Source organism: Streptomyces sp. CB02414 (assembly GCF_001905385.1).
Classification (GTDB): Bacteria; Actinomycetota; Actinomycetes; order Streptomycetales; family Streptomycetaceae; genus Streptomyces.
Genome location: NZ_LIPF01000014.1, coordinates 43,243 through 60,873, shown reverse-complemented (window position 1 = coordinate 60,873; position 17,631 = coordinate 43,243). Strand labels below are relative to the sequence as shown.

Below are 17,631 nucleotides of genomic sequence, written 5' to 3'. Positions count from 1 at the left end.
GACAACTCCGGCGAGGGCGCGCACCCGTCAAGTCCCGTAGATCTCCTACGACTTGGCGGGCGGGACACGTACGCCCATCGGGTGCCGAAGTCACTCCGGGGAGACTGTGGCATATGCCGGAAGCACCACCGTATCGTGTCTTGCCAAACCCCTTACGGGGCCTCTCGGGCTGTGCAACAGTCGTAACGGTCCTTCCGCCGGCCTCGGTTCCGCCCTGGTTCGTACCGTCTGCACATCGGAGTGCGTCATGTCGTCCCATCTCTCCGCGGACCACCCAGCCGCCCAGCCACCGGGACGCGGCTCGGTCGAGGCGCTCATATCGCAGGCGCGGCGGCTCAAGGGCGACGTGGACGCCGTACGACGGGGCAGTCAGGGCGACGGAACGGATCCCCGCGGACGCTGGCAGCGCGCCCTGTACGACCTGGCGCTGCATCAGCTCAGCGACCTCGACGCGCACTTGGCCGAGTTGAGGGACGGCCCGGCGACCGCGCCCCGCCCCGGCTCGCTGCTCAGCAGGGTCGGCAGCGCGGAGTGGAACCTGCTGACGGACGAGGCCGAGTGGTCCGGGGAGCTCTTCCAGATCCTCGGCCGCGACCCCGCCGCCCTCCCCCTCAGCCTCGACGAGTTCCCGTCCCTGGTCCTCGCCGAGGACCGGCCGAAACTGACCGCGATGGTCACGGGCTGCCTCGTCGACGGCCGGCCCATCGACGGGGAGTTCCGCGTCGTGCGCCCCGACGGCACCGTACGGACCGTGCACATGATGGGCGAGCCCGTGCTCGACGCCGACGGCAGCACCGCCTCGATGTGGGCGGTCCTGCGGGACGTCAGCGCACTGCGCCGCAGCCAGCTCGCCGTGAGCGAGACCCGTGACTCGTTCCGGCACCGTCCGCCGGCCGCGGCCGAACCGCGGGAAGCCGTGCCGCCGCCCTGGCACGGCCTCCTGCGATTCCCGGACCAGGGACGGCCCGGTCTTGACCTGGCGGCCGGGTACCTGCCCGCCGCGGCGGACACGCCCCGGTGCGGCGTCTGGTACGACGCGTACCCGCTCGCCGGTGACGAAACGCTGCTGAGCGTCGGCGAACTCCCCGACGCCGACGCCGGCCCGGCCCACGGTCCGGCGATGGTGATCGGCGCGCTGCGCGGCCTGGCGGCGGCGGGCGTCCGGCCCGCCGGACTTCCGGACCGCCTCGCCCGGTCGCTGCGGTCCACCGTCCTGCCGCCCGTGCGCGGCGCCGTGTTCTGCGGCTACCGGCCCGAAAGCCGCACCCTGGCGTGGGCGCACGCCGACGGCCCCGCCCCGCTGCTGTTCCGCGACGGGACGGGGCACGCGCCGGCCTGGCAGGACGAGACCACCCTCGAAGCCGGCGACCTGTTGCTGCTGCACACCGGCGGACTCGTGCCGGCGGGGCGGCGACGCCTCCTCGCCCTGGCCCCCCGGCTGACCGCAGCGAGCTCGGCGCAAGACATCCTGCGGATCGTGTCGGAGGAGACCGGCGGGTCCCTGCGCCGGGAGGACGCCTGCGTGCTGGTGGCCCGGGTGACGCCGAAGTAGGGGCGGCGGACACCAAGCGGAGACGGCGTGCGCTACGCCTGGGCCGTCCTGCCGCCGCTCCCCCTGCCCTTGGACGTCTTCCCCTTGGGCAGCGCCAGTTCGATCTCCTCCCGCAGCTCCTGGATCTTCGGGTAGCCGGCGTACTGCGCGGTGAGCCGGTACATCTGCCGCAGGCGGTCCCAGGTCCGCTGGGAGGAGTTGGAACCCATCGACACCAGGGCCAGGCGCGCGTACCGGTCCGCCTGTTCGGGGTCGTCGGCGATGAAGCAGGCGGAGGCCATGGACAGGTAGTCGAAGATCTTCGACCGCTGCCGGCCGTCGATCCTGAGGGCCAGGGCCTTGTCCGCGTAGTGCTGGGCGTGCGCGGCGGCCCCCGGCTCGAACTCGGCGAGCGTCCGGTAGGCCAGGGCCTGCATGCCGTACAGGTCCTCCTCCTTGAACGTCTGCATCCAGTCCGGCGGCGGCACGTCCGCCTTGTCGGAGGAGACGAAGAGGTCCTCGGCCCGCCCCAGCGTGCGGCGCATCGCCTGGCCCTTGCCCATGGAAGCCTGCGCCCAGGCCTCGATCGTGTAGAGCATGGCCTTGGTGCGCGGCAGCACCTGCTCGCCGGAGCCCGACTGGGCGAGCTTCATCAGGTCCAGTGCCTCGTCGGGCTTGCCCAGGTGCACCATCTGGCGGGCCGCCCGGGAGAGCGCCTCGCCGGCCCGGGGCCGGTCGCCGCCCTCGCGCGCGGCGTGGGCGGCGATGACGAAGTACTTCTGGGCCGTCGGTTCCAGGCCGACGTCGTGCGACATCCAGCCCGCCAGGACGGCAAGGTTGGCGGCGACCCCCCACAGACGCCGCTGGAGGTGGGGTGGGTGGTGGTAGGCGAGCATGCCGCCCACCTCGTTGAGCTGGCCCACCACGGCCTTGCGCTGCAGGCCGCCGCCGCGGGCGGCGTCCCAGGCGCGGAACACTTCGACCGAGCGCTCCAGTTCCTCCACTTCCTGCGACCCGATGGGGGCGGCCTCGTAGCGGTCGAACCCGGCGGGGTCGGCGTGCAGGGGGTGGTGGAGGTCGGGTGCGTCGGCCGCCAGGGCCGGGTCGGTGTGCAGCCAGTCGTGCATGGCGCTGCTGAGTGCGGAGCCCGCGGCGAGCGCGGCGCCCGCGCCCACCAAGCCGCGTCGGTTGAGCATGAGGTCCATTCCCGTGAATTCGGTGAGGACCGCCGCGGTCCGCTCGGGCGCCCACGGCACTCCGTCGGGATGTTCCTCGCTCCCGCCGCCCTGCCGTTTCCCCGCGCGCCCGTGCCGGACCAGACCGAGGTCCTCGATGGTCACGACACGGCCGAGACGCTCGGTGAACAGAACCGCCAGCACCCGCGGCACCGGATCGCGCGGGATCTCTCCCATGTCGATCCACCGCCGCACCCGCGAGGTGTCGGTCGCCAGCTGCGGGTGGCCCATGGCCGCCGCCTGCCGGTTGACCAGCCTCGCGAGCTCGCCCTTGGACCAGCCGGCCAGGCCGAACAGGTCCGACAGACGGGTGTTGGGTTCTTTGCTCACGTCAAGCCCCCAGGTTCTCGGCTGAGTTGACAGTAGCCCCGTGCGGGTTGCCGGGCGACTATTCGCCACCGTTCGCCAGGGTGCGCCAGATGGTGTGCCACGGGCGGCGGGGTGTCAGGTAGGAATGCGCCACCCCGACCGGTCGCCGCGGGGGTCACTCCCCAGGGTGGCTCCGGGCGGCCGGGCGGGCAGCGCGACGGCTTTCGGAAGAGACGCCCGCTCCACGCGGGGCGGGCGCGGCTCTTCAGGCAGGCACAGCAGGCACACGAAGGGATCTGTCTCGCCCATGTACGCAGCATCGTCCTCCGTGTCCGCCCCGCAGCGCTCACTGCACCCCCGCCCGGCGGCGGGCGGCGGCCCCTACCTCGCCCCCGCGCGTCCGGCGGCCCCGGTGCTCGGGGCGGGCAGGGCGCGGCGCGGCGCGGGCCCCGGCACGCAGCCGCTCAGCGGAAGAATCGACCTGTCCGGCCCGCAGGGCACCCAGTTGCGCACGGCGATCGCCTCCGTGCACCGGATCTGCCCGGAGTTCTCCCCGGTGCAGGTGCTGCGCCGCACCGGGCGGTCCGTGCTCCTGGTCGGTACGACCGGGCGCAGCACCGCGGTCGCCAAGTGTTTACTGGACCACTCCCCCGCGTGGGCGGAGCGCGTCCGGCACGAGATAGGGGCATACCGCTCGTTCGTCCGGCACCGCCCCCCGGTGCGGGTGCCGAGGCTGATCGCGGCGGACCCGGACAACTGCACACTGGTGATCGAGCGGATGCCCGGACGGGTGGCGGCACTGCAGCGGCACCCCCTGGAGTCACCGCCCCGGGCGGACATCAGGGCGGCGCTCGGCGCGGTCTGCCGGCTCAACGCCTGGCGGCCGCCGGCCGGCACCTTCGACGCCCCGCTGGACTACGCGGCCCGGATCTCCCGGTACCACGAACTGGGGCTGCTCACCGACCGGGACCTGGGCGACCTCCAGAAGCTGCTGCACGGTATCGCGCACGCGAGCGGACGCCAGGGCATGGGCCAGTTCTGCCACGGTGACGCGCTGCTGTCCAACATCCTCATGTCACCGGCCGGTCCGGTGCTGGTGGACTGGGAGCACGCGGGCTGGTATCTGCCCGGCTACGATCTGGCGACCCTGTGGGCGGTGCTCGGCGACGCCCCGGTGGCCCGCCGGCAGATCAGCCAGATCGCCCAGTCGGGCGGCACCGCCGCGCGGGACGCCTTCCTGGTGAACCTGATGCTGGTGCTCACCCGGGAGATCCGTACCTACGAGACGGCCGTGCAGCGCTCGATGCAGGACACGGTCCCGGCTCAGCCGGTGCCCGCCCAGCCGGGCACCGTGCCCTCCGGCGAGGAGCAGCGGCTGCTGCTGCGCCGGCTGCACGACGACTGCCAGATGGCCCGCAGGGCCGTCCGCGCGGCGGTCGGCACCCGCTGAGCGACGCGGCATCGGTCCGCGGTGCGCCCTCCCGGGAGGGCGCACCGCGGATTTCTTCTGCCCCTGACAGGGGCCATTGGTGTACGCCACTGACGCCGCCCAGGCCGGTGAGCCGCCACCCCGAAACTCGCCCGACCCCCTGCTGACGTGGGAAATCGCCGCCATGGCGGCATGATTGACGGATCGTCCGACCGCCGGGTACCACTGACCCACGCCCGGCCCCGCACAGTCCGTCGCTCACGCCCCGCCACGTCCGACCGTCACAGGAGGCCGCTTTGCGCAGATTCCCCGTCGTGCCCGCCCTGGCCACCGCGGCCCTGCTGCTGCCGCTGCTCGGCGCCGCGCCCTCCGCCGCCCGGTCGCCGGACGCACCGCCCGCCCCGGACCGCCTGCAGCGGGCCTTCGCCGACGCGGCGGCCGAGTACCAGGTGCCGCAGAGCGTCCTGCTGGGCGTCTCCTACCTCCAGTCCCGCTGGGACGCGCACGGCGGCGCGCCGAGCGTGACCGGCGGCTACGGACCGCTGCACCTCACCGACGCGCGCACGGCACTGGCCGGGGCGTCGCACCACAGTGAGGGCACCGAGGACCCGCGCGGCGACGACGCCCGCCCCCCGCTGCGCCCCGCGCCGACGACCGCCCCGCCCGCCGGCCTGCCGGCGCGGCTCACCACCCTGCCGAGGGCGGCCGAGCTGACCGGTCTGAGCCCCGAGGCCCTGCGCACCGACCCGGCCGCGAACGTGTCCGGCGGTGCCGCGCTGCTGGCGGCCGCCCAGCGGGACCTGGGCGAGCCGCTGAGCGCGGACCCGGCGGACTGGTACGGGGCGGTGGCGCGCTTCTCGGGCGCCGAGGACTCGGCGACCGCGGCGGCGTACGCGGACGACGTGTTCGAGGTGATCCGCGCGGGCGAGCGGCGGACCACGGACGCCGGGCAGCGGGTCGCCCTGGCCGCCCGCCCCGGCGTGGCGGCCGACGTGTCCCAGCTGGACGACGCGGGTCTGCGGGCCGCGAGGTCCGCCGGCACCGAGTGCCCGCGGTCGGTCTCCTGCGAGTGGATCCCGGCGCCGTACGAGGAGTTCGGGGACGGCGACTACGGCAACCACGACCTGGGGAACCGGCCCGCCTCACAGCGCGTCCGCTACATCGTCGTGCATGACACGGAGGGCGCCTGGAACGGCGTCCTCAACATGGTCCAGGATCCCACCTACGTCTCCTGGAACTACACCCTGCGCTCCACCGACGGCCACATCGCCCAGCACGTGAAGGCGAAGGACGTGGCCTGGCACGCGGGGAACTGGTACGTCAACGCCAAGTCGATCGGCCTGGAGCACGAGGGTTTCCTCGCGGAGCCGGACGCCTGGTACACGGAGGCGATGTACCGGTCGTCGGCGCGGCTGGTGAAGTACCTGGCGAAGAAGTACGACATCCCGCTGGACCGGCAGCACATCCTCGGCCACGACAACGTACCGGGCACCACCACGGCGACCATCCCGGGCATGCACACCGATCCCGGCCCGTACTGGGACTGGGGGCACTACTTCAAGCTGCTCGGCCGCCCCTTCGAGCCGACCGCCGGCAAGAGGTCCGGCCTGGTGACGATCCGCCCCGACTACGCCGCCAACCGTCCGGAGTACACCGGCTGCGAGACAAGGGGCGAGTCCTGCGCGGTGCACGGATCGAGCGCGGTCCGGCTGTACTCGGACCACGACGTGAACGCGCCGCTGATCAGGGACATCGGCCTGGGCACCACTCCGACGACCGGGGTGAACGACCTGTCCTCCCGGGTCTCCACGGGACAGCAGTACGCGGTGGCCGACCGGTGGGGCGACTGGACGGCGATCTGGTACCTGGGGCAGAAGGCGTGGTTCCGCAACCCGGGGAAGAGTCCGGCGGCGGTCCCCGCCTCGGGCCGGGTGATCACTCCGAGGAAGGGGCTGGACAGCGTCCCCGTGTACGGGCGGGCGTACCCGGAGAAGGCCGCCTACCCGGCGGGCGTGCCCGCCCAGGCCGTGTCGCCGCTGCCGTACCGGGTGCTCGCGGGCCAGAAGTACGTGGTGGGTGAGCGGGTGGCCGGGGAGTACTACTACGCGGTGACCTTCGACGAGGCCTCCCACCGGGTGGTGACCGGGCGGGACGTGTACTACCAGATCCAGTACGGCCACCGGGTCGGGTACGTGCGCGCCGCCGACGTCACGCTCTCGACCATGCGGTAGCCGCCCGGGTCAGCCCTGCTGGAAAAGCTCCGCCGGGAGGGGCTTCAGCAGGGCGTACAGGTCGTCGGTGATGGGGCGGTCCCAGGCGGCGATGGTCACCAGGACGCCGTCGCTGCGGTCGAACTGCACGCAGGAGATCCGGCTCTCGGAGAGCTTGAGGCGGCGCACGATGAGCAGGTTGTCGCCCTGCATCACCGGGACGTCCTCGGCGCCGGCGACCGTGACCTCCTCGTCGTTCTCCAGGGCCAGCAGCAGCTGGGCCACCTCGAAGGGGATCTCGCCCTCGGGGACCTCGCGGGCCGGGGAGCCCTCCGGCAGGTTGCCGATGATCATCGCGGGGCCGCGGCCGCCGAACAGGTCGTAGCGCAGGAAGACGCCCTGGCAGCTGCCGTCGGGCGCGGGCAGCAGCCCGGCGCCCAGATTGCCGGGCCAGTCGCCCGGGTCCATGGCCAGTACGTCGAAGTCGGGCCCGGCGGGCGTGGCGCTGCGGCGGCGGAGGAACGACATGCCGCCATGGTACGTGGCCACGCCCTTCGCACGGCGTGCGGGCGGGTGCCCGTCCGGGCTACGCGGTGCGCTTGTGCCGTTCGTGGTGGCGGGCCACGCGGGCACGGTTGCCGCAGGACGGCTTGCACCATTCCTGGCGCGGGTGCTCCTTGAGGAAGTAGCGCACGCAGCGCGGTGCGTGGCAGGCCCGCAGCCGGTGCCGGTCGGGACCGGCGAGGAAGCCGATCACTGCGTGGGCGAGCAGCGCGGCGAGGTCGTCCGGCCGGCCGCCGACGGTTTCCCTGCGCAGCACCGGCTCGGCGGGGCCGGTGTCCGCCCAGTCCAGCACCGGGACGGTGGGTGTGCGCGCCGCCGCCTGGTTCAGGCACCGCAGGGCTTCGGGGACGGGCAGCAGCCGGGCGGCGTCCGCGGGGCTCGGCTCACCGGGGCGCACGGCGCGGGCGAAGAGGGCGCGGGCCGCGGCGCGCACCGCGCGGACGGCGGCCAGGGTCGGCTCGTCGGCGCGGTACCGTTCGGCGTCCGGCACGGTGCCGGAGTGGGCGCGGACCCACGCGCCGAGCCCGGCGAGGTCGGCCAGATCGTCGGCGACCCCGCCGTGTCCGTCGTGCCGGACGGTCAGCGCGAGGTCGAGTGCGATCCGGGTGTCCGTGCTGGTCGAGTCCTGCATGGGGCCGATGATAGGCACGGCTCGTGACGGGGAGGGCGGTGCGTCCGGCCTCGTGGCACAGGCACTACCGGCCGCGTCCCGGCAGACGATCGGATACGCCCGGCTCCCGGCATACGGCCGCAGCAGGACGGGCCCGACCCGAGGCACTCCGGCGCACCCCGCCCGCGCGGGCACCACCGACCGGGCACGTCGGGCGCGGGGTCCCGCCCTCACCCCGCGGAGGCCGGCCACAACAGGACAGCCCATCCCGAGGCAGTCCGGCACGCTCCGCCCGCGCGGGCACCAGCAACCCGCGCTCGTCCCCGGGGGCGCGGCCGCGACGCGCGCGGCGAGGCACTGAGGGGCACTGAACCGGCGGCGGCCCGTCCGGACCCGTCCCGCTCGGACCGGCGGTCCTCCACTGATTCGCGCTCCCGCCCGTCTCAGCCCTCGTCCGGCGGAGCCGGTGGCACGACCGCGATCGGGGACACCGCGTGCAGCAGGACGGCGTGGGTGACCGAACCCATCATGCGGGCGGGGGCCAGCAGGCGCCGGCGGTGGCGGCCGACGACGACCAGGGCGGCGTCGCGGGAGGCGGCGACGAGGTGGCCGGCGGCGTCGCCCGGCACGACGTGCGCTTCGGCCCGGACGTCTGGGTGGCGTTCCCGGTAGGGGGCGAGGAAGCCGTCGGCGAGCACCCGGGTCTCGCTCTCGATCGAGACCTCGTCGATCACCGGGGGCATGATCTGGCCCGCCGCGGCCCAGGTCTGCACCGGCCACGGGTAGGCGGCGACCACCTGGAGGCGGGCGCCGAGCAGGGCCGCCTCGGTGAAGGCGAAGGACAGCGTGGCGTCGTCGGGGCTGTCCACGTGCAGGCCGACGACCACGCGGGGGCCGGGCTCGTCCGGCGCCTCGCCGTGCGCCTCGCGCCCGGGGCGCGGCACCACGACGACGGGGCAGGCGGCGTCGCGGGCCGCGGCCATCCCGTTGGAGCCGAGCAGCAGGCTGGCGAAGCCGCCGCGGCCCCGGGAGCCGAGCACGAGCAGTTGGGCGTCGGCTCCCAGCTCGGGCAGCGCGGCACCCGGGACGCCCTCCATGCCGACGTACTCCGTGGAGACCGCGTAGGCCCGCCCCTCCAGGTGGGCGCGGGCCTGGTCGAGCACGGGATCGTCGCCGGTGTCCGGGGGGCCCGCGACCAGGACGTCGGTCTGGGCCCAGACGGCGTACTGGCGTACGTGCACCACCCGCAGGGGTGCCTCGCGCCGGTGGGCGGCCTCCAGCGCCCAGTCCAGGGCGCGCAGGCTGTCGTCCGATCCGTCGACCGCCGCGATGACCGGCAGGGTGCTCATGGGTGCCTCACCTCCGGAAGACCGACTTCCCCCGGGGGACGGACGGGACACCCCCGTTCGGCCGGTCGGCCCAGCCCCGGCGGCTCAGGTGAGGTCGAACTCCCCGTCCCGTGCCCCCGACACGAACGCGCCCCATTCCGCGGGCGTGAAGATCAGGGAGGGGCTTTCCGGGCTGCCGCTGTTGCGCATGGCGATGAACCCCTCGACGAAGGCGATCTGGACATCCCCCCTGCCTCGGCTGCTGGACTGCCACTGCGCGTTGCTGAGATCCAGTTCCGGCTTGTCCCAGCCCATGAGCGGGCGCTGGTGGGTGGTGCTCTCGGCCACGTCCGTGCTCCTCCCGGTGTCGTCGTCCGCGGTCAGCCTAGCGACCGGCCCGGACCGCCGACAGGCCACGTGGGAAGCCTTTCGAGGGGTCAGGAGCCGGTGAACCGGTCCCGTAGCTCCCGCTTCAGGATCTTCCCGCTGGCGTTGCGCGGCAGCGCGTCCACGAAGCGCACCCGCTTGGGTGCCTTGAACGGGGCGAGTTTCCCGCGGGCGTGGGCGATCAGGTCGTCCTCCGTCACCTCGCCGCGCACGACGACGACCGCGGTGACCGCCTCGATCCACCGCTCGTCGGGCAGGCCGATCACGGCGGCCTCGGCGACCGCCTCGTGGGTGTAGAGGGCGTCCTCGACCTGGCGGGAGGCGACCAGCACGCCGCCGGAGTTGATGACGTCCTTGACCCGGTCGACGATCGTGAAGTAGCCGTCCGCGTCCCGGACGGCGAGGTCGCCGGAGCGGAACCAGCCGTCGCGGAAGGCGGCTTCGGTCTCCTCGGGCTTGTCCCAGTAGCCCTGGCACAGCTGCGGGGAACGGTAGACGACTTCGCCGGGGGTGCCGTCGGGGACGTCCTTGCCGTCCTCGTCGGCGATCCGGGCGTCGACGAACAGGACGGGCCGGCCGCAGGAGTCCATCCGGCCCTCGTGCTCGTCCGGGCCGAGGACGGTGGCGAGGGGGCCGATCTCGCTCTGGCCGAAGCAGTTGTAGAACGCCAGGTCCGGCAGGCGTGCGCGCAACCGCTCCAGGACGGGCACGGGCATGATCGACGCACCGTAGTAGGCCTTGCGCAGGCCGCCGAGGTCGCGGGTGGCGAAGTCGGCGCGGTTCGCGAGGCCGATCCACACCGTGGGCGGTGCGAAGAGGCTGTCGGCGCGGCCGGCTTCGATCAGGTCGAAGAGGCGGTCGCCGTCGGGTGCGTCGAGGACGGTGTTGGTGGCGCCGACGGCGAGGTAGGGCAGCAGGAAGACGTGCATCTGCGCCGAGTGGTAGAGCGGCAGGGCGTGCACGGGCCGGTCGCCGGCGCGGAGGTCGAGGGCGGTGATGGCGCTCAGGTACTCGTGCACCAGCGCCCGGTGGGTCATCATCGCGCCCTTGGGCAGGGCGGTGGTGCCCGAGGTGTAGAGCAGTTGCACCAGGTCCTCGGCGCCCGGCTCGGGTCCGTCGTACGCGGGTGCCTCGGGCAGCCGGGCGAGGAGTGAGCCGTCGGCGTCGCGCAGGGGCAGGGTGCGCGCGTCCCCGGGGAGCCGGGCGGCCAGGTCCGGGTCGGTGAGGACGAGCGTGCTGCCGGACTGGCCGACGATGTAGGCGAGGTCGTCGCCGGTCAGGTTCTGGTTGACCGGGACGTGCACCAGGCCCGCGCGGGCGCAGGCCAGGAAGGCGATCAGGTAGGCGTCGGAGTTGTGCCCGTAGGCGCCGACGCGGTCGCCCGGGGACAGGCCCTCGGCCAGCAGGACGCTCGCCGCGCGGGAGACCGCGGTGTCGAGCTCGTCGTACGTCCAGGCGCGGTCGCGGTACTCCACCGCGACGCGGGCCGGAGTGCGCCGGGCACTGCGCCGCAGCACCCCGTCGACCGTGCTGCCGTGTCCGGGCGTCAGCGTCATGGCCCGATCCTCGGCCGGTCGGCGGGGCGGGTCAAGTCGTGTGCGCGGTACGGGAATCCCCGCCGCGACGTCCTGTGTCATGCAACTGACACGTGCACATACCGACTGGTACGCTCAGCCGCCCCTTCCCCGAAGACGCAGGGAGGCACGATGCGCATACGCTCCAGACGGCTCGTCACGGTGGCCGCCGCGCTGCTGACCGCGGCGACCGCACTGCCCGCGGCCGCCGCCGACGGACCCGCCCGCGGCCGGCCCGAACGTCCGTCCCACGGCGGGCTGTCCGCCGTCATCCGCTACACCGAGTACGGCATTCCGCACATCGTCGCCAAGGACTACGCGAACCTCGGCTTCGGCACGGGCTGGGCGCAGGCCGCGGACCAGGTCTGCACACTCGCCGACGGTTTCGTGACCGTGCGCGGCGAGCGCTCCCGGTACTTCGGCGCCGACGCGGTGTCCGACCGCTCACTCTCGTCGGCCGGCACGAACCTCTCCAGCGACCTGTACTTCCGGGGCGTACGCCGGGCCGGCACCGTGGAGAAGCTGCTCGCCGAGCCGGCGCCGCGCGGTCCCAGCCGGGAGTCGAAGGAGCTGATGCGGGGCTTCGCGGCGGGTTACAACGCCTGGCTGGCGCAGAACCGGATCACCGACCCGGCGTGCCGGGACGCCTCCTGGGTGCGGCCGGCCACCGCCCTGGATGTGGCCGTGCGCGGCTTCGCCCTCTCCGTGCTCGGCGGACAGGGCCGTGCCGTGGACGGCATCACGGCCGCGCGGCCGCCGGGCGACAGCACGGCTCCCGCGCCGGAAGCCGGCGCCGACGCGATCGCGGACGCCGCCCGGGAGCTCTTCGCCTCCGACGACGCCGACATGGGCTCCAACGCCGTCGCCTTCAGCGGACGCACGACGGCGAACGGGCGCGGGCTGCTGCTCGGCAACCCGCACTACCCGTGGCACGGCGGGCGCCGCTTCTGGCAGTCGCAGCAGACGATCCCCGGGCGGCTGAACGTGGCGGGCGGCTCCCTGCTCGGTTCCGCCACGATCTCCATAGGCCACAACGCGCACGTCGCCTGGAGCCACACGGTCGCCACCGGCGTCACCCTCAACCTCCACCGGCTGACGCTGGACCCGGCCAATCCGACGGTGTACTTGGTCGACGGACGCCGCGAACGGATGACGAAACGGTCCGTCACCGTCCCGGTGCGCAACGGCGCCCCGGTGACGAAGACCCAGTGGTGGACCCGGTACGGCCCGGTGGTGACCTTGCTCGGCGCCTCGCTGCCGCTGCCCTGGACGTCGGAGACGGCGTACGCGCTGAACGACCCGAACGCCGCCAACCTGCGCGCCGCCGACACCGCGCTCGGCTTCAGCCGGGCCCGGGGCGCGGACGACGTGCTGGACTCCCTGCGCCGCACGCAGGGCCTGCCGTGGGTGAACACCATCGCGGCCGACTCGCGCGGCAGCACGCTGTTCACCCAGTCGCAGGTGCTCCCCCGCATCACCGACGAGCTGGCCGACCGCTGTTCGACCGCGCTCGGCAAGGTGACCTACCCGTCCTCGGGGCTCGCGGTGCTGGACGGCTCGCGCGGCGAGTGCGCTCTGGGCCGGGACCGGGACGCCGTACAGCCCGGGATCTTCGGGCCCTCGCGGATGCCGACGCTGAAGGACGCGCCGTACGCGGAGAACTCCAACAACAGCGCCTGGCTGGCCAATGCGGACCGGCCGCTGACCGGTTACGAGCGGGTCTTCGGCGATGTCGGCACCCAGCGGTCGATGCGCACCCGGGGCGCGATCGAGGACGTGGCGGCGATGGCCGACCGGGGCGGGCTGACCGTGGCGGACCTGCAACGGCAGCAGTTCGCCGACCGGGTACCCGCCGGTGACCTGGCCGCGGCCGACGCGGCGCGGGCCTGCGCCGCGCTGCCCGGCGGCACGGCGACGGACACCGACGGCAGGTCCGTGGACGTGCGGGAGGCCTGTGCGGTGCTCGCGGACTGGGACCGCACGATGGACACCGGCAGCAGGGGCGCGCTGCTCTTCGACCGGTTCTGGCGGGCGCTGACGAAGACGGTGCCCGCCGGGCAGCTGTGGAAGGTGCCGTTCTCGCCCGCGGACCCGGTGGGCACCCCGCACACGCTGAACACCGGCGCGCCGGGCTTCGCCACCGCCCTCGCGGACGCGGTCGGCGAGCTGCGGGCGGCGGGCATCCCGCTCGACTCGCGCCTCGGTGAGCACCAGTTCGTGGTGCGTGGCGGCAAGCGCGTCGCCGTGGGCGGGGGCACGGAGTCGCTGGGCGTCTGGAACAAGATCGAGCCGGTGTGGGACCCGGTCGGCGGGGGTTACACGGAGGTGACCACCGGCTCCAGTTACATCCAGGCCGTGGGCTGGGACGGGAGCCGGTGCCCGGTGGCCCGTACGCTGCTGGCCTACTCCCAGTCGTCCGACCCCGCCTCGCGGCACCACGCCGACCAGACCCGGCTGTTCTCCGGCGAGCGGTGGGTGACGTCCCGGTTCTGCGAGCGCGACATCCGGTCGTCGCCGGACCTGCGCGTCGTCCGGGTGCGCGAACGCTGAGCCGCGCCCTCCCGCGACCCGTCCGGCCCTCTGCCGGGCGGGTCCAGCGGCCCGTCGACTCCGCACGCCCCATTGACATGTCCCGCCTCTGACAGGAAAGTTTCACCCCGCACGGCGATCCACGAAAGATACTTTCAGCTTCGGTGGCGGGAGGCTCTTCGATGGCCGGACAGGCGACGAACGGATTCACTCGGCGTCAACTGGGCACCGGCGCCCTGGCCCTGGGCGGTGCCCTGGCCATCGCCCCGTTCGCGGCCGGACCGGCCGAGGCCGTCGCGGACCGGGGCGGTCGCCCCACGCTGCGGCGCGGCTCCGCCGATCGCGCCGGACTGCTCGCCGGGCATCTGCGCCAACTCGTCACCGACGCCGAGGCGTTCCTCGGCCCCTCCCCCGAGCATCCCTGGTACGCGGGCGCCGTGCTGCTCGCCGGGCGGGGCGGGACGGTGGCGCTGCACGAGCCGATCGGGATGGCGGTGCGCTACCGGGCCTACGACGAGACGACCGACACCGGTGTCGAGTTCCCGGCCGGGGAGCAGATCCCGATGGCCCGGGACACGGTGTTCGACCTCGCGTCGATCTCCAAGCTGTTCACCTCGATCCTCGCCGTGCAGCAGCTGGAGCGCGGTGCGCTGGAGCTGGAGGCGCCGGTCGCCTCGTACCTGCCGGGCTTCGGGCGGTCCGGGAAACAGGACGTGACGGTCCGCCAGCTCCTCACCCACACCTCGGGCTTCCGTGCATGGATCCCGCTGTACAGCGCGCCCACGTACGAGGAGAAGGTGCGGCTCGTCTACGACGAGGCGCCGGTCAGTCCGCCCGGGACGGCCTACCTGTACTCCGACCTGAACATGATCTCCCTCCAGCTGGTGCTGGAGGAGGTCACCGGCCGCACCCTGGACGTCCTGCTGCGCGACGAGATCACCGCTCCGCTCGGCCTGGACCGCACCCGCTACAACCCGCCCGCCTCCTGGAGACCGCGGATCGCGGCCACCGAGGACGCCCGCAAGCCCTGGTCCGGCCTGGACCGGGGACTGGTGTGGGGGGAGGTGCACGACGAGAACGCCTTCAGCCTCGGCGGTGTCGCCGGGCACGCGGGGGTGTTCTCCCGCGCATGGGACCTCGCGGTCCTCGGCCGGGCGCTGCTCAACGGCGGTTCCTACGGCCGGGCGCGCATCCTGCGCCCGGAGTCGGTGGAGCTGATGTTCACCGACTTCAACACCGACTTCCCCGGCGACGAGCACGGCCTGGGCTTCGAGCTCTACCAGCACTGGTACATGGGCGCGATGGCCACCCCGCGCACGGCCGGGCACACCGGCTTCACCGGCACCTCGCTGGTACTGGACCCGACCACCGACTCCTTCCTGGTGGTGCTGGGCAACTCGGTGCACCCGGTGCGCGGCTGGCGCTCGGGGTCGGCCCCCCGGGTCGCGGCCGGCACCCACATGGCACGGGCCGTGCCGGTCCGTCCCGCGCACGGGCGTACGGCGTGGTTCTCCGGGACGGCGGGATCGACGACCGCCACGCTGACGTTGCCCGCGCTGGACACGTCCGGCGGCGGGGCGGAGCTGCGCTGCTCCCTGTGGTGGGACACCGAGCCCGGGTCGGACGCCCTCGTCCTGGAGGCCACCACCGACGGCGGCGCCACGTGGACGCCGGTGCCGTTCACCACCACGCGCCGCGGTGAGCAGCCGCGGGAGCACCCGGCGGGTTCGGCCACCGGCTGGTCGGGCCGCGTCTGGCACCGGCTGACCGCCGCCCTCCCGGCCGCCCGCGGACTCACGCTGCGCTGGCGGTACTCGACCGACCGGCTGTACGTGGGCCGCGGGGCGTACGTCGACGGGCTGCGCGCCGAGGCGGCGGGCGACGTCCTGTTCCACGACGCGCGCCCGGCGGACGCGGCGCGGATCGAGGCGGTGGGGTGGACGGCGTCGGCCGACTGAAGGTGCGGGCTAGCCGTTGAAGACGGCCTTCTGCACCTCGTTGGGGCCGTCGAAGCTGTTCTCCTTCAGGCCGTCGAGACGGCTCACGACCTTGTCGTCGGCCTTGTTCTTGCGGGCGCAGTCGACGAGCGACTTCTTGTCCGCCGGGTAGTCCATGCCGTTGAGGGCCTTCTGCAGGTCGATGGGGCTGAGGTCGGCCATGACGGGCTCCTTGCCGTGCTGGTGACGTATACGGAATTTCCGTTATGTCGCGGTACCCAGCTCGGTGCGGCGCATGCGCCCGTCAGCCCGTCGTCCGCTCCAGCACCGCCATCGCCGCGTTGTGCCCCGGCACCCCGCTGACCCCGCCGCCGCGTACCGCGCCCGCGCCGCACAGCAGGACGTTCGGCTGCCCGGTCGCCACGCCCCAGCGGCCGGTGCCGTCCTGGGCGTGGGGCCAGGACAGTCCCTGGTGGAAGATGTGGCCGCCGGGCAGGCGCAGGTCGCGCTCCAGGTCCAGCGGCGACCTGGCCTCGACACAGGGCCGCCCGTCGGCGTCGGTGGCCAGGCAGTCCGCGAGGGGTTCGGCGAGGTGGGCGTCGAGCTGGGCGAGGGTCGACTTCAGCAGTTCGTCGCGTACGGCGTCGTTGTCCCGCGTGAACAGGCGGGCGGGGGTGTGCAGGCCGAACAGGGTGAGGGTGTGCATGCCCTCGGCCGCGAGCTCCGGGCCGAGGATGGTGGGGTCGGTCAGGGAGTGGCAGTAGATCTCGGAGGGCGGGGCGGCGGGCGGCTCGCCGGCGGCGGCGCCGGCGTACGCGGTGGCCAGCTGCTCGTAGCCCTCGGCGATGTGGAAGGTCCCGGCGAACGCCTCGCGCGGGTCAGCCGCGGGGTCGCGCAGGGCCGGGAGGCGGGTCAGCAGCATGTTGACCTTGAGCTGGGCGCCCTCGGCGGGCGGCGGCGGTGCCTGTCCGGTGAGCGCGGCCAGCTCCCGCGGGGAGGCGTTCACCAGGACATGGCGGGCGGCGGCGACGCCCTCACCGCCGGCCGAACGGTAGGTGACCTCGGCGGCCCGTCCGTCGGTGTCGACGCGCACCGCCTCGTGCCCGGTGGCGAGGACGGCGCCCGCCGCGCGCGCCGCACCGGCCAGGGCGTCGGTGAGGGCCCCCATGCCGCCGACCGGCACGTCCCAGGCGCCGGTGCCGCCGCCGATCACGTGGTAGAGGAAGCAGCGGTTCTGGGCCAGGGAGGCGTCGTGGGCGTCGGCGAAGGTGCCGATCAGGGCGTCGGTGAGGGCCACTCCGCGCACCAGGTCGTCCGCGAAGTGCTCCTCGATCGCGACGCCGATCGGCTCCTCGAATAGGGCCCGCCAGGCCGCCTCGTCGTCGACCCGGCGGCGCAGTTCGTCCCGGGAGGGCAGCGGTTCGGTGAGGGTGGGGAAGATCCGCCGGGCGACGTGCCCGGTCATGCCGTAGAAGCGCTGCCAGGCCGCGTACTCCCGCTCCGAGCCGGTGAGCCGGGCGAAGGACTCCCGGGTCCGCCGCTCGCCCCCGCCGACGAGGAGCCCGGTGGGCCGGCCGTCGCGCTCCACGGGCGTGTACGAGGAGACGGTGCGGCCGCGCACCCGGAAGTCCAGGTCCAGGTCCCGCACGATCTTGCTGGGCAGCAGGCTGACCAGGTACGAGTAGCGCGACAGCCGCGCGTCGACCCCGGCGAACGGCCGCGTGGACACGGCTGCCCCGCCAGTGTGGTCCAGCCGCTCCAGCACCAGCACGGAGCGCCCTGCGCGGGCCAGATAGGCGGCGGCGACCAGACCGTTGTGCCCACCGCCGACGATCACGGCGTCGTAGCTGCGGGAGGCCAGGGGCTGCGTGGGCGGCGTCATGGCTCTTGGTAACACGGGGCGGCGACGGGCGGCCAGAGGTACGGCCCCGCGACCGGTACCCGCGCGGGCGGCGTCCGGGCCGACCCGGCCCGGACGCCGCCCGTCA

At 74.0% G+C, this 17,631-nt stretch carries 13 protein-coding genes; 5 read left to right on the top strand and 8 right to left on the bottom strand.

Annotated elements, in window-relative coordinates:
* Positions 1-247: 247 nt before the first annotated feature.
* On the top strand, positions 248-1,552 hold the full coding sequence (locus AMK11_RS34430) for a PP2C family protein-serine/threonine phosphatase (RefSeq protein ID WP_073732057.1): 1,305 nt from the start codon (positions 248-250) through the stop codon (positions 1,550-1,552).
* A 32-nt stretch (positions 1,553-1,584) separates the two neighbouring features.
* Here AMK11_RS34430 and AMK11_RS34425 read toward each other — a convergent pair whose 3' ends face one another.
* A complete protein-coding gene (locus AMK11_RS34425) occupies positions 1,585-3,096 on the bottom strand; it encodes a DNA-binding protein NsdB (RefSeq protein WP_073732056.1) in 1,512 nt (503 codons plus the stop codon).
* Between the two features lie 286 nt (positions 3,097-3,382).
* Between AMK11_RS34425 and AMK11_RS34420 the strand changes: the two genes are divergently transcribed.
* Positions 3,383-4,525: an aminoglycoside phosphotransferase family protein gene (locus AMK11_RS34420; RefSeq protein WP_073732055.1), complete on the top strand. Its 1,143-nt coding sequence runs from the start codon at positions 3,383-3,385 to the stop codon at positions 4,523-4,525.
* Between the two features lie 275 nt (positions 4,526-4,800).
* Positions 4,801-6,735 (top strand): N-acetylmuramoyl-L-alanine amidase, encoded by a 1,935-nt coding sequence (locus AMK11_RS34415; RefSeq protein ID WP_073732054.1) that lies wholly within the window; start codon positions 4,801-4,803, stop codon positions 6,733-6,735.
* A 9-nt stretch (positions 6,736-6,744) separates the two neighbouring features.
* Here the strand turns inward: AMK11_RS34415 and AMK11_RS34410 are convergent, their stop codons facing one another.
* The 5 genes from AMK11_RS34410 to AMK11_RS34390 form a co-directional block, all read right to left on the bottom strand.
* Positions 6,745-7,242: a hypothetical protein gene (locus AMK11_RS34410; protein ID WP_031021076.1), complete on the bottom strand. Its 498-nt coding sequence runs from the start codon at positions 7,240-7,242 to the stop codon at positions 6,745-6,747.
* A gap of 58 nt (positions 7,243-7,300) precedes the next feature.
* Positions 7,301-7,909, bottom strand: a complete 609-nt coding sequence (locus AMK11_RS34405; protein WP_198941532.1) for a CGNR zinc finger domain-containing protein — start codon at positions 7,907-7,909, stop codon at positions 7,301-7,303.
* 422 nt (positions 7,910-8,331) lie between these two features.
* The gene (locus AMK11_RS34400) at positions 8,332-9,237 is read right to left on the bottom strand and encodes a universal stress protein (RefSeq protein WP_073732052.1); all 906 of its coding nucleotides are present in this window, start codon (positions 9,235-9,237) and stop codon (positions 8,332-8,334) included.
* Between the two features lie 84 nt (positions 9,238-9,321).
* The gene (locus tag AMK11_RS34395; protein ID WP_073732137.1) at positions 9,322-9,564 is read right to left on the bottom strand and encodes a DUF397 domain-containing protein; all 243 of its coding nucleotides are present in this window, start codon (positions 9,562-9,564) and stop codon (positions 9,322-9,324) included.
* A gap of 89 nt (positions 9,565-9,653) precedes the next feature.
* Complete coding sequence (locus AMK11_RS34390; RefSeq protein WP_107429773.1) at positions 9,654-11,159, bottom strand: acyl-CoA synthetase; 1,506 nt, start codon at positions 11,157-11,159, stop codon at positions 9,654-9,656.
* 150 nt (positions 11,160-11,309) lie between these two features.
* On the opposite strand from AMK11_RS34390, the gene AMK11_RS34385 reads away from it, so the two are divergent.
* The gene (locus AMK11_RS34385) at positions 11,310-13,727 is read left to right on the top strand and encodes a penicillin acylase family protein (RefSeq protein WP_073732051.1); all 2,418 of its coding nucleotides are present in this window, start codon (positions 11,310-11,312) and stop codon (positions 13,725-13,727) included.
* Positions 13,728-13,888: 161 nt separating this feature from the next.
* Entirely contained in the window at positions 13,889-15,664 is a 1,776-nt protein-coding gene (locus tag AMK11_RS34380; protein WP_073732050.1) for a serine hydrolase domain-containing protein, read from the top strand.
* 9 nt (positions 15,665-15,673) lie between these two features.
* Here the strand turns inward: AMK11_RS34380 and AMK11_RS34375 are convergent, their stop codons facing one another.
* Both AMK11_RS34375 and AMK11_RS34370 read right to left on the bottom strand, forming a co-directional pair.
* Positions 15,674-15,865, bottom strand: a complete 192-nt coding sequence (locus tag AMK11_RS34375) for a DUF2795 domain-containing protein (protein ID WP_061446259.1) — start codon at positions 15,863-15,865, stop codon at positions 15,674-15,676.
* Between the two features lie 82 nt (positions 15,866-15,947).
* Complete coding sequence (locus AMK11_RS34370; RefSeq protein ID WP_073732049.1) at positions 15,948-17,525, bottom strand: phytoene desaturase family protein; 1,578 nt, start codon at positions 17,523-17,525, stop codon at positions 15,948-15,950.
* Between the last annotated feature and the right edge of the window lie 106 nt (positions 17,526-17,631).